Source organism: Streptomyces sp. BBFR51 (assembly GCF_044591655.1).
Lineage (GTDB): Bacteria > Actinomycetota > Actinomycetes > Streptomycetales > Streptomycetaceae > Streptomyces.
The window spans coordinates 15,057-35,234 of record NZ_CP172448.1; the positions used below are offsets into that span (position 1 = coordinate 15,057).

Genomic DNA, 20,178 nt, shown 5'->3' on the forward strand with positions numbered 1-20,178 from the left:
TAGAGAACGGAGTGATCTGACATGGGCTGCAACTGCCAGAAGGGCAACAAGACCAAGTGGGAAGTCGTCGTCACCAACGGCGACAAGGAGAAGGTGATGTACAGCTCCACCAGCAAGCCGACCGCCGAGGCCGTCGGCAAGCGGTACCCGAGAAGCGTGCTGCGCGAGGTCCCGCCTAAGCGACCACTTCAGAAAGACGCCTGACGGAATTACCGCCTTCGGGGTATATCTCATGCATCGGTTATGACGCTGCACGGGACGATGTCCGTGGCGGATGGCCGGCGGGGGGCGGGTAGGTGTGCGAAGCATACGGAACCACTTGGCTGTCGCGAGGGCGCCACACCGGTTGGCAGACGACAGCCACATCTGGGCGGTGATCACCCTTCTAGTACTCGTGACCACGAGCGCCTGCGATACGGGGAACACGGGCAATGACAGCGGGAAGGGCCTCGACCTCGGCAGCGTGACCGCTGGGTGGGGCCCGGACCGACCGACTTTCACCGAGGCAGACCGTCCTGAGCGCGCAACGTTGAACTCGGTGACCGACAACCCTCGGCACGGAGACGAGCGGAACTTCTTGTCCGTCACCGAAGTCGCCACCGGTCAGCGGTATGTGGGCGGAGACGTCACGTTGCAGCCAGGCCAGACCTACGAGGCGACGGTCTTCTTCCGTAACGACGCCGACCCCGGCACCCAGACAGGGGTGAGTACCGGTACCCGAGTGCGCGCGACGCTGCCTGCGAGGGTGAAGGGACGTGAACGCATCTCCGCCTTCCTTCAGTCCGACAGCGCTGAGCCCGCGCGGTTGTGGCAGTCGCTGGCGCTGGCTACCCCGGCGGACACGTCGGTGTCTGTGCGTATCGTTCCTGACTCCGCACGTATCTATACCGAGGCGGCACCCAAGGGCGTAAGCCTGCCGACTGATGAACTGTTCTCCGAGGCAGGAACACTTATCGGCTGCTCGGCGCAGGACGGTGTTCTCACTGGGGCGCGTCAGTGCGAGGGACGGGTGCGGTTCCGCTTCGTTGCCGACCGGCCCAACTTTGTGATCAGCCAGGCAGTTTCGCAGGCAGGGGAGACGGTCACGAGTGGTCTTCGGTTCGAGGTGGGAACGCGCGTCACCTTCAAGATGCACTACCGCAACACCGGTACCACGCAACAGAACAACGTGGTGCTGCGTAGTGAGCTGCCCGCCTCGTTCCGGTACGTGTCCGCCAGCACCAGCTTCTCCACGTCACGCACTGACAGCAAGTGGAAGAAGACCGAAGATGGAGTCACAGAAGACGGCCTCAATCTGGGCTCCTTTGACCCGGGCGGGGGCGCCTATTTGAAGTTCACGGCTGTCCTTCCCGACGAGGAAGACGTGGACTGCGGGCTCACCAACACGACAAGCACGGCCTTGGCCAGAACACCGAACGGCACGAAGTCGGCCGAGTCGGTCATTCTCGTTGAGAAGAAGTGCGGGTGACCTGTCGTGGCTGACGAGGAAACCAGCAGCGCAGCGGGCTCCAGGTGGAAGTCGATGCTGGAGAACCTGAACTTCGTTGTCGCCGTGATCGGCCTCGTGGTTGGCCTGGTGGCGTTCTGGGTCCCGATCAGGATGGACCGGCAGGCTCAGGAGCGTGAGAGGTCGAGGACCTGCGTCGATGCAGTCATCGACCTCCGAGCAGCACTCAAAACCATCGAAAACGGATACGCGACCGACCCGGACCATAAATCGGAGCGCACTGCGGACTGGGCCGCAGGCAAAGCCGAGATCGAGCGCGTGCAGGCATCATGCCTCGACGCCCCACTCGCGTCGGCCAATAGCGTTGAGCAGTCAAAGACGCTGTGGCAGCAATATGACACCGAGCAGAACGCCGCCCAGCATGGCCCGCCACCGCTCGAAGCCGTCCGGGCCCTGGACGCGTGGACGCTCGATGCGATCGCTGATCTGACGCAGCGGTGACCTTGAGGCTGTCGAAATGATCAGTAAGACGGCCGGGGGCACGGGCAAGTGGAACCGGTCCCTCGCGCGCGACAGCGCCCCGACTGAAGTCGGGGCGCTGTCGCGCTCACGGTCAACCGAGCATCACTCCGTCCTCCCTGCTGCCGCGCAGCACCATCGTCGACGCGGCGGCGGCGCCGACCGCCTGAGCGACGGCGCTCACATGGTCCGGCGGGAGAAGCGCCGCGATCCCGACGACGGCCACGCCGACGAGGATGATCTTGAGGCGAGGCTTGCGGTGAAGGGGGTGGCGGGGGCCATCATGGCCAGAGGGCGTCACCACTGTTGCCGTCCTATCTGCCGCGAGAGCGGCGGTCCGGCCGCCGGGCGTCTTCACGATGCTTGCGAGGCTAGAGACGCCTGGTGGCTGCTGAGTTGGTGCTCGAAGTCTCGCAACGCGCTTGTAGTCCCGGTAGAGGGCAGAGAGAATACGCGCACAATCCGCGCTCTACGCGAGACAAACAGGTGTAGACCACATGCCACGCCGTGCAACGCCACTCAACCCCAACGACGGACCCAAGGCCCGCTTCGCCCTCGCGCTCCGCGCACTACGCGACCAGGCCGGCTTCAACGCCAAGTCGGTCGAGGCCATCGCGGCGGAGAATCACATGCCGAAGTCCACGTTGTACGCGGCAATGAGGGGCGAACGAATTCCTACGCTCCCCGTGCTTGAAGCGCTGGTGCGCGCATGGAACGGCAACGAGGCGGAATGGACGAAACGCCGCACCGAGACCGAGGACGAAGTCGAGCGGCTCCGTCTGGCAAAGCTCAAGGCGCCCACCGTCGGCCTGCCCCCTACGCGTCTAGACCGGCACGCTGACACTGCCATGTTGATGTTCACCGGGCAGCAGTGGCTTCAAGCAGAGGAGCGCGCTCCGGCAATGGCGGCGCCTTCCAAATCGCTGCAAGCGGCTGCGGGCAGGCGCCTCGTGCGCCTTCGCGCCGAGGAGACCGTCGACACTTCACCGAGGGGGGTACTGCTGCAGCAGTTGCAGGAGCAAGAGGGTATGGCGGCGGTCTGGGATGTCCTTCGTGAGAGGGCAGGAGCACCCACCATCCGTCAGATCGCGGAGGCGGCAGGAACCGCGCAGAGGACAGTGGCTTCTGTCCTCAACGGGGAACTGCCCAGTCGGCGCAGCGTTGATTCGGTGTACCGCGAACTCGTGGGTCGTCGTGAAGATCTCGTTCATCGCCCAGTTCGCCCAAGGCCCGCAGACGGTTAGGTCGCTCGGGGCCCATGTTGGGGCCTCCGTCACAGCGGCAGGCTAATATCGGGGCAAATCGACCGCTGGTTTTGGGCCGGGTCACTCCAAGATCGACCTTTTGGAGCCGGCCCTATGGAAGAGTTCTCGCTCCCCGAGGACATCACCGCCCTCAACGACGAAGAGCTGGACGCTCTGCTCGACGGGGCGATCGGCGCGTTCGACACGATGTCGCGCAGCAGCACCGTCACCACCGACGACCTGATCCGGCTCCGTGAGCTGGCGACCGCGGTCGAGAGCATCCGCACTGAGAAGGCCGAGCGGATCGAGGCCGCGGAGAAGCCCGCCGCCGAGATCGAGCAGCTCGCCGCGTCCGTGCGCGGCGACGAGGCCGAGGAGGCCCCGGCCGTAGAGCCGATCGAGCCCGCCGCAGTCGAGCCGCCGGCCGAGGCCGAGCCCGTGAAGGAGCCCGTCACCGCCGCGGCGGCGCCCAAGGGGCGCGCCCTGGACCTGTCCCGGGTCCGCGCACATCAGCCGCGCGTGCTGCCTTGCGCCTCACCTCCGAGCCGGTTCCGTTCTTCGGGCAGCAGTCTGCTGCGGAAGACCCGAAGCGTGAAACCGACTGGAAATTCCTGCTGCGGACGCGGGTCACGGCGGCCGATCGCAGCGCGGTCGTGGCCGAGCCGTTCGAAGGTGGTCTGCCGTTCGTCGTGTCAGGGGTCGGTCCGTGGGATCCGGAACCTGATGGCGGGTTCAAGCCGGACGTGCTGGCAGCTCGTCTGTTGGCCTTCCTCTCGGACTGGCGTGGTCCAGAGGGCCCGCTCACTGATGATCAGCGTGAGTGGTTCCGCTGGCTCGGTCCGGAACGCAACGCCATGCTGCCTGGCGAGGAGACGGCTGCAGTGAAGTGGATGAATGGGCAGCGAGTCTCCGACTCGTAGAGGTCCAGGGTTCGGAGCCCGTCAGCCTTGCTGGCGGCCTCCGCGGACGGCATCACCTCAACCCGATTGGAATGGATCTCCGAGGAACAGCTCCGATTCCTCAACCGCCACTTCGCGAATGACGTGGACACAGATTTCCATGTCGCCCGCAACACCCTCATAGCCTGTTTCTGAACTTCGAACCCGCAGGTCACGGCGCTTTGGATCGGGACTGCGCGCAGAGAAGCCGTTCGCTCAACCGTCACGGAGCCGGTTGAGCGAACGGCTTCTCTGCAACCTGGCCCCGTGGGGCGTCCAGGAGGACCCTGGACATGCGGCGAGGAAGAGTGTCCGGACGTCGTGCGCCACTACTTACGGATCTGTGTGCTCAGTTGTCCGTTCGCACGTAATCCGGCTCCGTGGCAGGGGCAGGGAGGGAGGCCAGACGGCGGTGGATGCCGAGCCTTTTCTTCAGCGCGACGTTCTCGTGGTAAAGGTTCGCGGTCACCGTGACCAGCGCGTCGAACTTGCCCTGAACCCCGGTGACCTTGGCCTTGGCCTCCCGCAGCTGCCTGCGGAGATCAGCGATCGTCTCGTCCCTCTACACTTCCCCGGGGGAGCGAAGCACTGGCCGGGCGACCTTGGCGTCCCACCTGGAATCCGCCGCCGACCCTCTCAGTGCACCAGCTCGAAGGCTTTCCCGTGATCGGCCACGCACACGGCCCCAAGGACACCGCCCCCTGGTCGACGCGGCCCGGGAACCGAACCCCATACAGCGTCCACGCCGTCGACACCGCCCAGAGCAAGTTGCTCGTGTCGGTCAGCAGCGTCGTCATCGCCGGCGGAGACACCGAGTACCCGCACCCGCAACGAGGCGTCACCGGCTGAGCTCCCCTCGCGCGTTTCGACCTCATCCTCCTCACCCACCTGCGCACCAGCGGCTCGTACGCCGGACACCAGTGCCACCACCACATCCGTGCCTACCCCGAGGCACGGGCCTGCTGGCACTGCAAAGCCCGTCCGCCCGAGGCCCAGTGCACCTACTTCACCGCTTCCCAGCCTCACCTGACCGGCCCCGTCAGGGATGCCCGCTAACCCGCCCACCAGGAAAGAGGAACCATGTCGCACTCCAACCCCCTGTACGCCGACCCGGTCGAGTTCGCCGCGACCCGGCACCGCATTGTCATCAACCTGTCCGGCGGGCAGGACGGACTTGTGGCCGGCCTGATCGCGATGGACGCTGCCCGCCAGGCCGGTGTCGCCGACCGCATCTGGACCGCACACGCAAGTCTGGGCCCGATGGAGTGGCCCTCCGTCACCGTGGACGGAGTTCGCTGGCCGAGTGCCAGCGAACTCGCCGCACAGCACAGCCAGGCCCTCGGCGTGCCGCCCGAGCGGCATGTCGAGATCCGGCGCAACCGTGAAGTCGACGGTGAGCGGGTGCCGTTCGATCTGCTGACCTTCATCGCGGAGCGGGGCGACTGGCCCTGGCTCGGTAGGGCCCGCACCTGCACCGGCCCGTGGAAGACGAAGATGGTGTACCAGGCGTTCACCCCGCAGGTCCGCGCGCTCAGGAGGGAAACGGACGGCCCGCTGATGTTCGCCAACGTGCTCGGGATGCGAGCCGAGGAGAGCCCGGACCGCCGCAACCGGGAGGCGTGGCGCCGTACGACAGACAACTCGGCCCGGTCGTCGACGAGTGGCTGCCCGCCCACCAGGTGACCACCGAGGAGGTCTGGGAACGCACGATCAGTGCGGGGCTGCCCTACCACTGGTGCTACGACTCGTACCCCGGCGCCCAAGGACCGGCGTGGTTCCAGTCGCTGTTCGTGCTCGGCCTGCACCCTGGCCAACCACCGCGATCTGCTGCTGACCGCCGGTCGCCGCCCGCGGCTCGCCGAGCTGTGCGCGCTGGTCGAACGCGTCCGCCAGGTGCCGTTCAACCCGAACATCACCATGGCCGAGCTCATCGCTCTGTCCCGCCGGCGCGACGCCCCGGACGCTGGCGTCGAGGTCGAGGAGACCGAGGACTTCGAGCGGATGGAGCGCGACGTCCACGCCGCCTTGCGTAAGCCGCCCACATGGGACTCCAAGGACCGTACCGGGCCGGGCGAGCTCCTGCACAGCGCCGCCGGGTGCGATGGCTGCAGCTGACCACCACACCGGCGATCACCCCCATCCGGGAGGGATACTCAATGACGATGACGACGACCCAGCGCATCCTCGACCTCGCCGCGGCGGCACCGGCCAGCCACGGCGAGGACCTGGTACTGCTCCTGGGCGAGGCGAACGAGCTGTACCAGCAGGGCCTGCAGGCTCTGCACCGGGAGGTGGCAGAGCGCCTCGGCGGACTGGCCACCGCGGACCTGATGTCCGCCGCGGAGAAGGCCGGCATGCCCTGTGATGCCTCACCGGATCGCGACGAGGCGATCCTGCTGCTCGCCCTGGTCGAGTGGGAGATGACTCCGGCCGCCATGGCGTTCATGGAAATGGCTCAGGCCGCCGCGCGCCGCGGGGTCTGCTTGATCCCCGAGGACTAGTACTCCAGCTGTAGATCGTGATCGTGAAGAAGATCAGGCCCTCGTCATGCGCTTGTTGTCTCAGGCGGACTGATCAGTGGAGGGGCTGCCGTAGAAGCGGCCCTGGTCGCACAGGGCGTCGATCTCGGCGTTGTCTGTCTCGCTCAGCTGCGCATCCAGCGCGACACTGATGACGTGCCGGGCGCGGGCCAATCGCCGAGCGACATCCCAGTCGTCGATGAACTTGCCGACGGTGTGTTCGTCGGCGCTTCCGGATGCCCGTCGGGATCCGAGCCGGTCGAGGGAGACCACGAACTCGTTCAGGTCCTGCAGGACTGCGACGACCTCGTTGAGGGGCATGCGGATCTCTTGGGGGGACGTGTTCATCGGCCGATTCAACTCCAGGGCCGGCGCTCAGGCCAAGACCCGGCACCTTGCGGCCGGGGCGAGCACGAGTACGGCCACCAATGATCATCGTTGTTTGTGAAGACATACGAAGAGCCGGTGGCCGCAGGTCACAGCATAGATCCCGGCCATTGGCGGGAGGCCTTCGAGGTGGCCATGGGCCGGATCGCGGGCCGGTTCGCCCGGGTCGAACCCCGTTTGCGGGCCGCGCGGTTGATGTTGGGGCTGATGTCGGACAGGCATCACCAAAGCCCTGGAAGGCAGCGACCCCGGCTACCTATGGATCCCGACGAAGCTCGGCCGCGAACGCGCCGGCGTCCAGCCGCCGAAGCCCGGCCTGACCCGGGCGGCCGTACGCACCCTGCACGCCGCACACCGCAGCCTCGTCCTGCAGGTCGTCGGCGTGCCCCTGCGACCGTATGCGCTCCTCCCCCGCACCTGACCCTGACAAGAGGTGAGGGCTCGGGCAGGGACGGGGCGCAGGTGGTTGCAGACGGTCTTGCGGCCGATGCCGAAGTCCTTGGCCAGCGCGGTCCTGGGTTCGCCAACTGCGGCCACGCCGAACGCTAGTTCGTCCGGCACATGATCCAGAACACCACGCCTCCCCCGGTGCCGCCACCTGTTTACTTGGCGCATGACCGACAAGATGAGTCACAGCAATGTCCACCGCACCACGGCTCCCACTCCCGGAGCCGAGATGGTCGAGCCGTACGGAGGCGGGACGGGATTTCGGTTCAAGATCCGCAACGTGAAGATCGATGGCCGGGCCGACGTGGTGCACGTCCGCGGAGGAGGTTCGCACGAGGTCACTTTCGACCTGCTGCACGACTGCTCGGAGTGCGGCAACGCCATCAACCAGGTGATCGTCGGCCTGGCGGGCCAGGAGCGGGCCCAGGCATCGGTATGGAACGGCAAGCAGCGCAGCGGGGGCGGCGTGAAGGTGGTCAATCCCGGCACGCACGTCGAGGCGCTGGCGGAGGACAACCCGGGTCCGGCGGAGTGGGTGAACGTGTCGTGCGACGTCGTTGTCCCCGACGGACCCGGCGTCTACTCGGTTCGAGCACGTTACGCCCAGACGTATCAAGGACGGCTGATGACTGCCGAAGGACGTGCGGTCCCGCAGCCGGAATACCAGGACGTGCTGGGGTGGTGGAAGGTCGACCGTCCGGAAGGGCCCGGCCCGGAATCGACCATAGGCACCATCGTCGTCGAGGCCTGAACTTGCTGGTCAGCCTCTTCGGCCAACTGCACGGCCCCTACCGGGCCCAACCGCCGACGTCGATCGCGGCCCATCAGCCCGGCCCGCCTCGCCCCCAAGGGCAGCACGGACGGGCTGAGCCCGGGCATCGACGCCCTGCCGTACCTGGACCGCGCCTTCCTCTCGCAAGCCCTCGTACCGGACAGGGACTCGCCCGCCGCCCGGCGCCGTCACACATCGGAGGCGTACACCTTCGGCGTCCGGCACTTGCCGCCCATCCGCCGCCGGTGCGAAGCTGCGACGTTCCCGACATGCTGCCGTCCGGAGCCGACATAACTGTCGCCACACGTGTCGCAGCGCCAGCGGTAGACCTCCGAGCGGGGCAGGGCGTCACGCTCGCGGTTGGACGTGATCGCCTTGGACAGCAGCTTCAACAGGTTCATCGTCGTCGTTCTCCTCGTCTGGGTGGCCCCGACCGTTGCCGGGGCCATCACATCTATGGCTCGTGACGTTCCATCACTCACGGGAGTGTTTCCGAGTGGGACGCAAGGTCGCCATTGGCTGGCTCTCGCCAATGGCACCCAGCCAGTGGCGGGATCAGCCGGCTACGGTCGGCACGCCTCGTCCCGGCGGAACACCGCTCAGGGGGCGCGCCGACCGGCGAGTTCAGGCTTGCCCGGGATCCAGGCCGAGAGCGGTTGCGGTGTCCTGGCCACCCCAGCCCTGCGGGGTGCGCCACAGGACGTGGACGCCGAAGACGTCGTGAACGGCGGCGGCCGACCAGTCCTCGGCGGGCGGCTGGGACAGCACCAGGTAGAGGCGGTCGGCGGCCGGCTGCAGGGTGTGGTTGATCTCGTGAAGGCGGGCGGCTCCCGAGCGGAGGTCGACGTACGTGGAGAGACCCGCGCCCAAGACCTCGTAGAGGAAGTGGCCGTGCTCGGTGGTGCAGCTGGCGTCGACGACCGGTGAGTCGGCCTTCGGCTGCCGGTCAGCTCGGAACAGCACCGCCAACAGCTCGAAACGCACCGCCTCGTGGGTCTTGCAAACGCGGTCGGCCGCAGCCGCGCTCTCCACGAACCGGAGCAGGTCCGTGCCGGGACCGACCATCGGTTCGGGCGTCGGTGCGGCGATGCCGGTGGCGGTGCTGGGCATGGGGCGGTTCTCCTCCGGTTCGGGCTGCTCGAGCTGCTGTGGCGGTGTGGGATCGGGGGCCGGCGCGGCGGTGGGCTCGGTGTCCTGGTCTTCCTTCACCGGACGGCCGGCTGTTGTGGATGCGAGGCGTTCCTCCAGCGTCCGGCGTGCATCGGCCAGGGCGTCGGCCCAGCCGCTGCGCTGCAGCTCCGCCCGGAACCGGTCCAGGTCGGGGGCGTCGGAGGCGAGCGTGCGGTTGGTGTTCGCGGCGAGGTCGCGCAACAGGGCGAGGCGGTCCCGGTTCGGAGAGCCGAGGACGCGCCAGACGTCCAGCCAGTCGTGCTGGTCCAGGCGCAGGCAGCGGTTGGCCATGCCCTTGAGTTCGGACAGCCGGGCCCTGGCGTCGTCCGGGACATTGTCGTCGACCAGTTCCTGGACCACGGTGAGCGCGTCCACGTACCGCTCGGCCATGGTGGGCGAGATGGGCCTGCGTCCGCGTTCGTCGACAGTGACGAAGGTGACGTTGGAGGTGTGGCGCAGCACCCAGGCGTTCAGCTCCGTCCCGGTCGCGGGAGGGGTGGAGCCGTGGCGCACGGCCAGGAGCAGCGGACGGTCGGTGGCGGGTGAGACCGCCTCGACCTTGTAGTTGCCGCCGGTCATCTGGCCGACGACGCGGACCTTGATGTCGGTGCCGATCTCGGGGGCGGTGCCCGCCGACGGGGCCGCCGGTCCGGCGGTGCCGCCGGCGCCCGCGTCGGTGTCGGTATCGGGAGCGGTGCCGGTGGGCGGTTGTTCCGCGGGGTCCGCGGTGCCGGTGTTCGTGAGGGCCTCGGGTAGTGGTGCGGTGTGCAGGACGGTCAGGCTCTGGGTGCTGCGGGTCAGCGCGATGTAGAGCTGGCGCAGGCCGGCCGGGCCACGGGCGGCGATGGTGGCCGGCTCCACCACGAGGACGTGGTCGTACTCCATGCCCTTGGTCTGGGCGGCGGCCAGTACGGACACCGCCTCGCGTTCCTGCGGCGTGATGCCGTCCGCCTCGTCGAGGTGGCGGGCGATCTCGTCGAGCCAGCCGGAGTCGTCGGGGACGATGACGGCCACCGAGCGCAGGGTCTGCCCGTCGCTACTGCCGAGGAGGCGGACGGCCTGGGCGACGGTGTCGTCCAGGAGCCGCCACGGCTCGGTCGCGATGGTGCGTACCGCGTCTTCGCCGGCCTCGCGCACCGCCTGCGGGTACGACAGTGAGGGGGCGATCGTACGGGCCAGCGGCGCGACGAACTCCATGATCTCGGCGGGCACGCGGTAACTGGTGGTCAGTTCGGCGACGCGCCAGTCGCCGTGATCGGACAGCAGGGTGCCCAGTTCCTCCCAGTCGGTGTGCGCCCGCGGACCGGTGGCCTGGGCGAGGTCACCGAGGATGGTCATGGAACCGCCCCGCGCGACGCGTCGGCGCAGGGTGCGGGCCTGCATGGGGGTCAGGTCCTGCGCCTCGTCGACGACGATGTGGCCGTAACGGCGCGGAGTCTCGCCGGTGATGAGGAACCGGAGTTCCTCGAGCAGGACGAGGTCTTCCGGGGTCCACGGGTCGCCGTCGGCGGTGGCGGCGCGGGGACGGTGGAGGGCGGCCTGCTCCTCGTCGTCGAGTACGTCTGCGCCGCAGGCGCGCAGGAGGTCGGGCGAGTCGTAGAGGCTGCGCAGGGCCTCCAAGGCGCCGGGTGAGGGCCAGACCCGGTCGAGGAGGCGTTCGACCTTGCGGTTGCGTTCCAGGCTGCGGCGGATCGTGCCGTCCGCGCCGCGGCGCGGGGCGAGGGCGACGAGCTCGGCCAGGAGACGGTCGACGAGCAGGTTGCGGAAGCGGTCGCGGCGCTCGCGGTGGGCGCCCTCGCCGCCGCGCGCCTCGTCGAGGAGGGCGAGGACCCCTGAGCGCGGTACGCGCAGGGTGGTGCTGCCGGCGGTGACGGTGAACGCCGGCTCGTCACCCTCGAAGGAGGGCTCGGTGAGGAGGGCGTCCAGGGCTTCGGGGCGGCACTCGCGCTCGACGCGCCGGTGCAGAACGGTCGCCATGCGCTCGTCGGACTTCACCAGCCGCGCCCGCGGGGTGTCGGTGCCGAGGGCCTCGCCCTCCCACAGGCGGGGCAGCTGGACGGCGTTTACGTCGCGAGTGCCGAGGGTGGGCAGCACCTGTCCGACGTAGTCGAGGAACCGCTGGTGGGGGCCGATGACGAGGATGTCCGAGGCCGTGAAGTGCTCGTTGTTGACCAGCCAGGTCACGCGGTGCAGGCCGATCACGGACTTGCCGGTGCCCGGCCCGCCCTGCACGACGAGGATGTCGGTCGGCGAACCCGTGACCAGGGTCATCTGGTCATGGCGGATCGTCTCCACGATGTCCCGCATCCGGCCGCTGCGCGAGCGCTGCAACTCGCGGAGGAGGAAGCCGTCCGGCTGTAGGGGCCTGCGGCGCTGGATATGGGCGACGTCACCGGGAGTGGAGGCCGGCGGGCGCTTCCCCCGCTTCGCGGTGCCCGGCCGCACGGCCGTCGAAGCGTCGTCCGCGGCGGGCCTCGGCGTGGGGATGAGGCCGGAGTCGGAGGCGGTCTCGGAAACTGCCTCGGAAACGGCGCCGGGCAGCGCTCCGGGCACGGCGATCTCGTCGAAGTAGTCCTCGACGATGTGCTCCGCGCAGCGCAGCCGACGCCGCAGCACGATGTCGCCCGGCGCCTCCGGCCGTGCTTCGAGCCACTTGGTGGCCATGCCGCTGGTCCAGAGCACGACGACGGTGTCGCGGGTCCGGACGTCGGAGACCGGTCGCCGGCCGACGTACCAGGGCCGGGGCTCGCCGCCGGGCTCCTCCGGCGCGTCGACGCGGGCGAAGACCAGCGACTCGCCTCCGAGGTTGCCGTATTCCGCTGCCCGCTGTTCCGTGTCCTTCTTGTTGGCGATGCCGTCCTTGCCGGTGGCCGAGGCTGTGGCGGCCCCTGTTCCGTTCATCTCGGCCAGCCGCGCCTCGTAGCAGGCGTACGCCTTGTCCACCGCTTTCTGCTCGAGGGCGATGACGTCGTTGCGTGTGGTCGTGCTCATGTGCTTCCCTCCCTGGCGGCGCCCTGCGAGACGCCGCTACGGGCATACGCCCGTCCCCAGCGACATGACTATCAGAAACCGGACGGTGACAAGCAGTCCGGGACTCTCTTCAGAGGGCCAGCTCCCCCACCAACTCCCCGACCTCCACCCGCCAGACGCAGACCTGGTCGTAGGCGGGACCGATCTCGTACTGGTGGTAATGACACCCCAGGCACAGGTGCGACCAGACCGCTCGGGCACGTCGGGCGGTCCGTTCCCCGGCGTAGTGGTGCAGGCAGAGCAGCTTGGCTCGCATGGTCGCGCCGACGAGCCCCGGCACCGCAGCGTCGAGCGCGCGGTCGACGCCGATCTCCAGGGCGACCCGCAGATTGTTCTCCACGGCGCGGCCACGGCGCAGGCTCCTGATTACGGGGCATGACCCAGATACACCAGAAACCCGCCACGAGATGATCTTGGAGGCTGGGGAGTTTGCTACAGGGTGGCGGTCGCGAGGGCGTTGACGCGGGTCGCGTATTCGCAGCGGGCCTTGCGCTGCGCCAGGACCGCCGGGGTTCCAGGGGTGCCGTCGAGGGGGTGGCAGAGGTCGAGGAGTCGGCGGTGGATCGCGGGCGTGGCGGTGACGCGCAGGGTGTAGCCCTGGCCGCGCCGCACGGTCACGCCCTGATCGAGCGTGGCGCGCTCGGCGTCGTCGAGGTCGGACGCGCGAAGGAAGTCGGCGACCTTGCCCGGCAGGTCGAGAACGACCGGCGACTCCGCGGCCAAGGCATCCGGATCCGCGGCCGTGTACTCGGGCAAGAGGTCGGCGACGGCGGTGCGGATTGCGCCGCGGCTGACGTGGTGGTCGCGGGCCAGACCGGCGATGGACCGGCCGCCCACATACGCGGCGCGCACGGCGGCCGCCTTCGCGGCCGTGACGGCCAGACGGCGTCCGCCCTGCTGGGACCAGCTCTGTCACAGCCCCCCTGCACATCTGGTCCCAGCAGTGTCTGCGGGCTGCGCACCGACCACCCCGTCATAGTGCTGTTCGGTGTTCAAGCCGTCCTTGCGCACTCCTCCTTCGGCGCTCATTTCTCCGAGTTTGCGAGCCGAGTGACGTGGCGGACGATGCGCGTTGCGCGAACGGTGTCGTTGCTGGCGGTGGTCACGTCAAGAAGGATCGGATATCGGGCGGAGCTCCCCAGGGCGAGGAACGCTGTTTCAGCGCCGGGAGTTGCACGAAGCGCGGTAAGAAGGTCGCCTGGAACGTCGATTGTGGCGGAGCCGGCGTAGGCCCGTTCCCAGCGTCCGTCCGTGCGGGCACGCTCGATCTCCGCGCGGCCGCGTTCGCGCATGCGGCCCGACTCGATGAGACCGGTCACGAGTGCGACGTTGCGTTTCGACCACAGCGATCGGGGACGGCGCGGGGTGAAGTGTTGACGGTAGGTGGCAGAGTCGATGGCGTTCTTACGTCCGTCGATCCATCCGCTGCACAGGGCTTCCTCGAGGGCCTGTGCGTATGTGAGCGATGTCGGAGTGTGGGTTCCCTTCTTGGCGAGGATCACCCACACGCCGTTGCTGGTCCCCTCGTTCTCGTCTAGCCACGCGCGCCAGGCAGCGGCATCGGTGACAGTGAGCTGAACGGTTGACGAGGAAGCGTTCATCGTGGTCCTTTTCAGGTGGCAGTGCGGTCGCCGATGGGGCGTCGTCGTAGTGTTGTGTGCGCGAGCGCCGGCGGGGTGTAGCTGACATCGGTCACGCCGGTGTCGGTTCCGGGCGGTGCGATCTCATCGATCCGGTCGAGGATGTCGTCGCTCAGGCTGATGTTCGTTCCTGCGAGGAGGTCGTCGAGCTGCTCAAGGGTGCGCGGTCCGATGATTGCCGATGTCACGGTTGGGTGTGCCATGACGAACGCCATTGCGAGGTGGGTGATCGAGATTCCCGCTTCGTCGGCGATCGGTGCGATTTTTTCCACGGCGGCGAACTTGGCTTGATCGCTCATGTGGCGTGGCCCCCACTTCGCGCGGCCCGCAGAGACGGGCGTGTTCTGTCCGGCACGGTACTTGCCGGTCAGAAGTCCCCACGACAGAGGGCTCCAGGTGAGCACGCCCATGCCGTAGCGTTCAGCGAGGGGTAGGACGTCACGTTCGATGCCGCGGGCAAGGATCGAATAGCTTGGCTGTTCTGTGCGGAGCCGCGCGAGCCCACGGCGCTCGCTGATCCACTGCGCTTCGACGATGTCCGATGCAAGGAAGCTGGATGAGCCGATCGCTCGCACCTTCCCGCTGCCGATCAGATCGCTCAGTGCCGAGAGGGTCTCTTCGAGGTCCGTCGCCGGGTCGAAGTGGTGAATCTGGTACAGGTCGATGTGGTCGACGTTGAGCCGGCGCAGCGACTCCTCGACGGCCGTGAGGATCCAGCGTCGTGAGGCGCCGCGTCGGTTCGGGTCGTCGCCCATCGGCCCGCTGAATTTCGTGGCGAGCACCACGTCGTCGCGTCGCCCCTTCAGCGCGGCGCCGAGGATCGACTCCGTCTCGCCGCCGCCGTACACGTCGGCGGTGTCGATGAAGTTGATGCCCGCGTCGAGGGCGCGGTGCAGTATGCGTCGGCAGTCGTCCGGGTCGGGGGTGCCGGCTGGACCGAACATCATGGTGCCGAGGCAGTAGGGACTGACTTTGAGACCGGTACGGCCAAGGGTGCGCAGTTTCATTGTGGGACTCCTTCGTGCGTGCCGGTCACTGCCAGAGGGTGAGGGTGGTGCTTGCCGTCACGGTGCAGACGATGAAGTAGGGTGCGTTGATCAGCGTGTACAGCAGCGGGCGGGGGAAGTTCGGGTTGATCGCGATGGTCAGCGTCTGCGCGATGAGATAGCCGATCGAGATGACGAGTCCGAAGCCGATGCCGGCGCCGACGGATTCAATTTCGAGGGCCCGCAGGAGGACCGCGCTGGTGATGACGACGAGCAGGCTTGAGACCAGCGGTCCGACGATGAAGATCGGGCCGGGCTTCGGGAGCTCGCGGTTCTCGTTGCCGAGCGCGACCTTGTAGGGCTTGGCGACGATGACGCTGAAGTAGAGACCGCCGAGGACGGCAAAGACGATAGTGGCGACGATCACGGCGAACCAGTTGATCTCGGACAGGGCAGCGAGCATGAGTTTTCCTCAGCGGTGACGAAAGCGAGAGAGAAGGAACAGGAAGCCACGGCGCGGATCGGCTCCGCGCCGCGGCTTGGCGGGGTCAGGAAGCGGAGGTGACGCTGACGCTCCACGTGACGCCGAAGCGGTCGGTGAGCATGCCAAAGCCTGCGCTCCACGCCGAGGCGGCCAGCGGTTCGACGATGACGGCGTCGACGGCGAGGGCGTCCCAGTACTTCTGAAGCTCGTCCAGGCTGTCGGAACCGATGGAGACGAACAGTGCCTGGTCGGTGATGGTGGTGTTGTTTTCGCGGCGGGTCGTACCGCCGCCGGCGATGGTTCCCTCGGTCGCGCCGGGGATGTCGTACCCCATGACCCGGAAGCCGTTTTCCGCGGCGACGAGGCCGAACACGACCTTGTCGGAACCGGGCACCCCGGCCGGCATCCCGAAGTCCGCGTAGGTGTTGATCGCGACCTGCCCGCCGAAGACAGAGTGGTAGAACTCCAGCGCTGCACGCGCGTCGCCACGGAAGTTGAGGTGGGTGGTCGTCTGGATGGTCATCGCTGCTCCTTGTTGGGAAGCCGGCCCGCTCGGGTCGGTACGGAAACTCTCACAGGTGTATAGGTCAGTTTTTGTCCTAGAACCCGGTTACGGTCGAACCCATGACAACGACATCGCGGCTGCTCAAACTGCTGTCGCTGCTGCAGACCCGGCGGGACTGGCCCGGATCGCTCCTTGCGTCGCGGCTGGAGACCAGCGACCGCACTGTGCGACGGGACATCGAGAGACTTCGAGAGATGGGGTACAGCATCCAGGCCACGATGGGCCCGGACGGCGGGTACCGGCTCGACGCCGGTAGCGAGCTGCCACCACTGCTCTTCGACGACGACCAGACCGTCGCGGTCGCCATCGCCCTGCAAGCAGCACCCGCTGTCGGCGTCGGGATCGAGGAAGCAGCCATTCGCGCCCTCGCGACGATCCGGCAGGTCATGCCTCCACGGCTCCGACACCGCCTCGACGGGCTCGAGATCACCACCATCGGTCGCGCCGGCGACGCTGCCCCCATGGACGTCCCGACAGACGTTCTCATCACGCTCGCGAACACGATCCGTGCTCGTGAAGTGCTCCGCTTCGACTACGCCCCTCGCGACGCCGCGGACGATGACCAACAACTGCGTCCGGCTCGCCGCGTGGAGCCACACCACCTCGTTACCTCGCACGGTCGGTGGTATCTCGTCGCCTGGGACCTCGACCGCAACGACTGGCGACTCTTCAGCGCCGACCGCATCACACCGCGCGTGCCCGCCGGGCCGCGCTTCACTCCGCGAGTGGTACCGGGCGGCGACGTGCAGGAATTCACCGCAGCACGCTTCAAAGGATCCGACGTCAACGAATGGCCGTGCCGCGGAACTGTGATCCTGCATCTGCCTGCGCAAGACGTCCTTCCGTTCGCCGGCGACGGCACAGTCGTGGCACTCGCCGAAAACCGATGCAGCCTCAAGGCCGGTTCATGGTCGTGGGGAGCACTCGCGGCCTCGTTCGGGCGGTTCGAAGTCCCGATGGAAGTCGTCGAGCCTCCCGAACTGACCGCAGCCTTCGCCACACTCGCCGAGCGCTACGCGACCGCCGACAACGGCGCCGTGACGTAGACATCGCGGAATCGACCGAGCCAGGCAGCGCCCGCCCGCCTTACTGCCCGTGGTCGCCGCCGGTCGCCTGTGCAGGTCCGCCTGTCGCTGCCCATGACCCCAAAGGCTGGTCCGGCACGTTCTCGGCCTTGGGACTGGTGGAACAGCCAGTAACGCTAAGCCCGTGATCTTGGTCAGGCCGGGGCTCCGAGGGTGCTGACGCGGTTTTCGTACTCGCGGCGGGCCTTGCGCTGGGCAGGGACGGCCGGGGCGCCGTGGCCGCCGTCGAGCGGCTGGCAGCGAGCGAGGAGCCCGTGGTGCACGGCAGGGACGGCGCTGACGCGCAGGGTGTAGCCCTGGCCGCGCCGTACGGTCACCCCCTGGTCGAGCGCGGCCCGCTCGACGTCGTCCAGTGCGGAGGTACGGAGGAAGTCGCCGACCTTCCCCGGCATGTCGAGGGTGACCGGCAGCTCCGGCGCCGGGGAGTCCTCCTCGATGGCGGTGTGGTCGGGCAGGAGGTCGGCAACGGCCGTGCGGATCGCGCCGCGGCTGACGCCGTGGTCGCGGGCAAGGGCGGCAATCGAACGGCCCTCCAGGTAGGAGGCGCGGACGGTGTCGGTCTTCGCGGTGGGGACGGCCGGGCGGCGCCCGCCTTTGCTGCCCTTGGCCTCGGCGGCGCGCAGTCCGTCGTAGGTCAGCTCGCGCTGGAGGTCGCGCTGGCGTCGGCGGCATCCTCTTCACCACTCTGCAGAAGTTCGGCCGCACCAAGGAGGAGAAGGACTCCGGCGCGGACCACCCGCTCCTCTCCGACCGCCGCAACATCGTGGTGGTCGTCGACGAGGCGCACCGCAGCCACTACGACTCCCTCAACGGCTACGCCCGCCACCTGCGCGACGCGCTCCCGCACGCCACACTGCTGGCCTTCACCGGCACCCCGATCTCCCAGGCCGACCGCAACACCCGCGACGTCTTCGGCGACAAGGGCGCGTACAACGGCTACGTCGACATCTACGACCTCAAGCGGGCCGCCGACGACGAGGCCACCGTCAAAGTCTTCCACGAGAGCCGGGTGATCACGCTCGTCCTGGACAAGGATGTCGATCCCACGACGATCGACGAGGAGGCCGACCGCATCACCGACGGCCTCGACGACACCGAGCGCCACCGCGTCGAGCAGGCCGTCGCGACGATGAACGCGATGTACGGCACGCCCGCCCGCATACGGGACCTCGCCGACGACCTGGTGAAGCACTGGGAAGCGCGGCGCGAGCGGATGCAGCCGTTCGTCGGCGTCTCGGAGAAGGGCGGGGCGGCCGGCAAGGCGATGGTCGTGTGCGCGACCCGGGAGATCTGCGTCCGCGTCTACGACGCCCTGCGCGAGCTGCGGCCCGAATGGCACAGCGACGAGATCGACAAGGGCGCCATGAAGGTCGTCTTCTCCACGAACTCGCGCAAGGACCCCGACCGCCTGCTCGCCCACGCCCTGAGCGACAGCCGGCGGAAGACGGTCATCAACCGGGCGAAGGACCCCGACGACGAGCTCGAGCTGCTCATCGTCAACAACATGCTGCTGACCGGCTTCGACGCCCCGCCGGTCCACACGATGTACCTGGACCGTCCGCTCAAGGGTGCCAACTTGATGCAGGCGCTGGCCCGGGTCAACCGTCGCTTCCGTGCCAAGCAGGACGGCCCCCTCGTCGGGTACGCGCCGCTGGCCGAGAACCTCCAGCGGGCGATCGCCGAGTACACCGAGGCCGACCAGGAGGACCGCACGCTCGGCCAGGACCTCGACCGGGCGCTGGACGAGCTGCGCAACGAGTACGACGTCCTCTCGGACATCCTGCGCGGCTTCGGCTGGCGGGAACGGCTGGCCATGCCGGCGAGGACGGCGCTCATCGACGCCTCCATCCGGGCCGCCAACTACCTCCGGGATCCGCAGACCGCGGGCAACGACCCGGAGAAGCTGGATGATCCCCGGCAGACCCTCGGGCGCCGCTTCCGCGACCACGCCCACCGGCTGGAGCGCTTCTACGCGCTGTGCGGCAGCGCCACGAACATCGGCGAGCGGTTCCCGGACCACCCGGCCTGGCGGCGGGACATCCAGTTCTTCGTCGAGGTCCGCGCCTACATGGCGAAGTACGACGCGATGGACCGCGAGGCGCGTGGCCTGCCGGTGGCTCGTGACGTCGAGCTGTACCTGGCCCAGCTGACCTCCTCGGTCGTCGAGACCAGCGGCGTGACCGACCTGTTCGCGGAGGCCGGCCTGGAGACCGCCGAGCTGACCCAGCTCAACGACGCGCTCGTCGGCCGGCTGCTGAACAGCGAGACCCTGCACCTGGCGGCGGAGGCGCTGCGGCGGCTCATCGAGAAGAAGATGCGTGAGGTGACGCGGCACAACGTCGTGCGCCGCACGACCTTCTCCGAGCGGCTCCAGGACCTCATGGTCCGGTACATGCGGCAGCAGTACACGAGCGCGGAGCTCATCGCCAAGCTGATCGAGATGGCCAAGGAGGTCATGGAGGACAGCCGACGCGGTGAGAAGTTCGACCCGCCGCTGGACTGGCGCGAGCTCGCCTTCTACGACGCGGTCGCCGACCACGGCACGGCGCGTTCGGTGATGGGCGACGAGGTGCTGGCCGGGATCGCCCGCGAGCTGGTCGCGGAGGTACGCAGCAAGCTCAAGCCGGACTGGATCGCCCGCGAGCCGGTCCTGGCCCGCCTGCGCAGCGCCATCAAGCGCCTCCTGGCCCGCCGCAACTACCCGCCGGACCAGGCCCCGGAGGCCATCGACCTGGTGCTGAAGCAGATGGAGCACTTCGCCAACGAGTGGTGCACCACCACCAACCTCCCGGACGACTGACACCCGCGCTCTGCGCACTCCTCGTCGGCGCTTCGTCCCTGCATCGATTTCCCCTCCCGTTGCCGGGACGAAGCCGCCTTCCTGCGGCAAGGTGGGCGAGGTCACGCGCCTCGGTGGCTCCGGTGAGGCCTCGTGCCCCCGCCTG

The 20,178-nt window shown here is 68.3% G+C and carries 24 protein-coding genes; 12 read left to right on the top strand and 12 right to left on the bottom strand.

The window, feature by feature from the left end; translation table 11 throughout:
- The first annotated feature begins 21 nt into the window (after positions 1 to 21).
- The 3 genes from ACGH7X_RS00090 to ACGH7X_RS00100 all read left to right on the top strand — a co-directional run bounded on the left by ACGH7X_RS00090 (position 22) and on the right by ACGH7X_RS00100 (position 1,948).
- Positions 22 to 204: a hypothetical protein gene (locus ACGH7X_RS00090; RefSeq protein WP_399879979.1), complete on the top strand. Its 183-nt coding sequence runs from the start codon at positions 22 to 24 to the stop codon at positions 202 to 204.
- Positions 205 to 394: 190 nt separating this feature from the next.
- Positions 395 to 1,468 (top strand): hypothetical protein, encoded by a 1,074-nt coding sequence (locus tag ACGH7X_RS00095; RefSeq protein WP_399879982.1) that lies wholly within the window; start codon positions 395 to 397, stop codon positions 1,466 to 1,468.
- A 6-nt stretch (positions 1,469 to 1,474) separates the two neighbouring features.
- A complete protein-coding gene (locus tag ACGH7X_RS00100; protein ID WP_399879985.1) occupies positions 1,475 to 1,948 on the top strand; it encodes a hypothetical protein in 474 nt (157 codons plus the stop codon).
- A 112-nt stretch (positions 1,949 to 2,060) separates the two neighbouring features.
- On the opposite strand, the gene ACGH7X_RS00105 is transcribed toward ACGH7X_RS00100, so the two are convergent.
- On the bottom strand, positions 2,061 to 2,192 hold the full coding sequence (locus tag ACGH7X_RS00105) for a hypothetical protein (protein ID WP_399879987.1): 132 nt from the start codon (positions 2,190 to 2,192) through the stop codon (positions 2,061 to 2,063).
- 271 nt (positions 2,193 to 2,463) lie between these two features.
- Here ACGH7X_RS00105 and ACGH7X_RS00110 point away from each other — a divergent pair, with 271 nt between their 5' ends.
- Positions 2,464 to 3,210 carry a helix-turn-helix domain-containing protein gene (locus tag ACGH7X_RS00110; protein ID WP_399879988.1) on the top strand — a complete coding sequence of 249 codons (747 nt, stop codon included), beginning with the start codon at positions 2,464 to 2,466 and terminating at the stop codon, positions 3,208 to 3,210.
- Positions 3,211 to 3,291: 81 nt separating this feature from the next.
- Here ACGH7X_RS00110 and ACGH7X_RS00115 read toward each other — a convergent pair whose 3' ends face one another.
- Positions 3,292 to 3,720: a hypothetical protein gene (locus tag ACGH7X_RS00115; protein WP_399879989.1), complete on the bottom strand. Its 429-nt coding sequence runs from the start codon at positions 3,718 to 3,720 to the stop codon at positions 3,292 to 3,294.
- 17 nt (positions 3,721 to 3,737) lie between these two features.
- Between ACGH7X_RS00115 and ACGH7X_RS00120 the strand changes: the two genes are divergently transcribed.
- The 5 genes from ACGH7X_RS00120 to ACGH7X_RS00140 all read left to right on the top strand — a co-directional run bounded on the left by ACGH7X_RS00120 (position 3,738) and on the right by ACGH7X_RS00140 (position 6,649).
- Positions 3,738 to 4,130, top strand: coding sequence for a hypothetical protein (locus ACGH7X_RS00120; protein WP_399879992.1), 393 nt, complete (start codon positions 3,738 to 3,740; stop codon positions 4,128 to 4,130).
- Positions 4,131 to 4,811: 681 nt separating this feature from the next.
- On the top strand, positions 4,812 to 4,997 hold the full coding sequence (locus ACGH7X_RS00125; protein ID WP_399879994.1) for a hypothetical protein: 186 nt from the start codon (positions 4,812 to 4,814) through the stop codon (positions 4,995 to 4,997).
- A gap of 231 nt (positions 4,998 to 5,228) precedes the next feature.
- The gene (locus ACGH7X_RS00130; protein ID WP_399879997.1) at positions 5,229 to 5,831 is read left to right on the top strand and encodes a hypothetical protein; all 603 of its coding nucleotides are present in this window, start codon (positions 5,229 to 5,231) and stop codon (positions 5,829 to 5,831) included.
- A 30-nt stretch (positions 5,832 to 5,861) separates the two neighbouring features.
- Positions 5,862 to 6,263 (top strand): hypothetical protein, encoded by a 402-nt coding sequence (locus ACGH7X_RS00135; protein ID WP_399880000.1) that lies wholly within the window; start codon positions 5,862 to 5,864, stop codon positions 6,261 to 6,263.
- Positions 6,264 to 6,304: 41 nt separating this feature from the next.
- On the top strand, positions 6,305 to 6,649 hold the full coding sequence (locus tag ACGH7X_RS00140) for a hypothetical protein (protein WP_399880003.1): 345 nt from the start codon (positions 6,305 to 6,307) through the stop codon (positions 6,647 to 6,649).
- Between the two features lie 60 nt (positions 6,650 to 6,709).
- Here ACGH7X_RS00140 and ACGH7X_RS00145 read toward each other — a convergent pair whose 3' ends face one another.
- On the bottom strand, positions 6,710 to 7,015 hold the full coding sequence (locus ACGH7X_RS00145) for a hypothetical protein (RefSeq protein WP_399880005.1): 306 nt from the start codon (positions 7,013 to 7,015) through the stop codon (positions 6,710 to 6,712).
- A gap of 652 nt (positions 7,016 to 7,667) precedes the next feature.
- On the opposite strand from ACGH7X_RS00145, the gene ACGH7X_RS00150 reads away from it, so the two are divergent.
- Positions 7,668 to 8,252, top strand: a complete 585-nt coding sequence (locus ACGH7X_RS00150) for a hypothetical protein (RefSeq protein ID WP_399880008.1) — start codon at positions 7,668 to 7,670, stop codon at positions 8,250 to 8,252.
- Positions 8,253 to 8,461: 209 nt separating this feature from the next.
- Here the strand turns inward: ACGH7X_RS00150 and ACGH7X_RS00155 are convergent, their stop codons facing one another.
- The 8 genes from ACGH7X_RS00155 to ACGH7X_RS00190 all read right to left on the bottom strand — a co-directional run bounded on the left by ACGH7X_RS00155 (position 8,462) and on the right by ACGH7X_RS00190 (position 16,106).
- Entirely contained in the window at positions 8,462 to 8,674 is a 213-nt protein-coding gene (locus ACGH7X_RS00155; protein ID WP_399880010.1) for a hypothetical protein, read from the bottom strand.
- A gap of 223 nt (positions 8,675 to 8,897) precedes the next feature.
- Positions 8,898 to 12,434 (bottom strand): HelD family protein, encoded by a 3,537-nt coding sequence (locus tag ACGH7X_RS00160; protein ID WP_399880013.1) that lies wholly within the window; start codon positions 12,432 to 12,434, stop codon positions 8,898 to 8,900.
- Positions 12,435 to 12,543: 109 nt separating this feature from the next.
- Entirely contained in the window at positions 12,544 to 12,813 is a 270-nt protein-coding gene (locus ACGH7X_RS00165) for a hypothetical protein (protein WP_399880015.1), read from the bottom strand.
- Between the two features lie 92 nt (positions 12,814 to 12,905).
- The gene (locus tag ACGH7X_RS00170; RefSeq protein WP_399880018.1) at positions 12,906 to 13,325 is read right to left on the bottom strand and encodes a resolvase; all 420 of its coding nucleotides are present in this window, start codon (positions 13,323 to 13,325) and stop codon (positions 12,906 to 12,908) included.
- A gap of 173 nt (positions 13,326 to 13,498) precedes the next feature.
- Positions 13,499 to 14,074: a YdeI family protein gene (locus ACGH7X_RS00175; protein WP_399880021.1), complete on the bottom strand. Its 576-nt coding sequence runs from the start codon at positions 14,072 to 14,074 to the stop codon at positions 13,499 to 13,501.
- An 11-nt stretch (positions 14,075 to 14,085) separates the two neighbouring features.
- Positions 14,086 to 15,120: an aldo/keto reductase gene (locus ACGH7X_RS00180; protein ID WP_399880024.1), complete on the bottom strand. Its 1,035-nt coding sequence runs from the start codon at positions 15,118 to 15,120 to the stop codon at positions 14,086 to 14,088.
- Between the two features lie 25 nt (positions 15,121 to 15,145).
- A complete protein-coding gene (locus ACGH7X_RS00185) occupies positions 15,146 to 15,562 on the bottom strand; it encodes a DUF1761 domain-containing protein (protein ID WP_399880027.1) in 417 nt (138 codons plus the stop codon).
- An 85-nt stretch (positions 15,563 to 15,647) separates the two neighbouring features.
- On the bottom strand, positions 15,648 to 16,106 hold the full coding sequence (locus tag ACGH7X_RS00190) for a VOC family protein (RefSeq protein ID WP_399880029.1): 459 nt from the start codon (positions 16,104 to 16,106) through the stop codon (positions 15,648 to 15,650).
- A 101-nt stretch (positions 16,107 to 16,207) separates the two neighbouring features.
- Here ACGH7X_RS00190 and ACGH7X_RS00195 point away from each other — a divergent pair, with 101 nt between their 5' ends.
- Positions 16,208 to 17,194 (top strand): helix-turn-helix transcriptional regulator, encoded by a 987-nt coding sequence (locus ACGH7X_RS00195; protein WP_399880032.1) that lies wholly within the window; start codon positions 16,208 to 16,210, stop codon positions 17,192 to 17,194.
- Between the two features lie 173 nt (positions 17,195 to 17,367).
- On the opposite strand, the gene ACGH7X_RS00200 is transcribed toward ACGH7X_RS00195, so the two are convergent.
- Positions 17,368 to 17,625, bottom strand: a complete 258-nt coding sequence (locus ACGH7X_RS00200; RefSeq protein WP_399880034.1) for a hypothetical protein — start codon at positions 17,623 to 17,625, stop codon at positions 17,368 to 17,370.
- A 278-nt stretch (positions 17,626 to 17,903) separates the two neighbouring features.
- Here ACGH7X_RS00200 and ACGH7X_RS00205 point away from each other — a divergent pair, with 278 nt between their 5' ends.
- On the top strand, positions 17,904 to 20,033 hold the full coding sequence (locus tag ACGH7X_RS00205; RefSeq protein WP_399896664.1) for a type I restriction endonuclease subunit R: 2,130 nt from the start codon (positions 17,904 to 17,906) through the stop codon (positions 20,031 to 20,033).
- Positions 20,034 to 20,178: the final 145 nt, after the last annotated feature.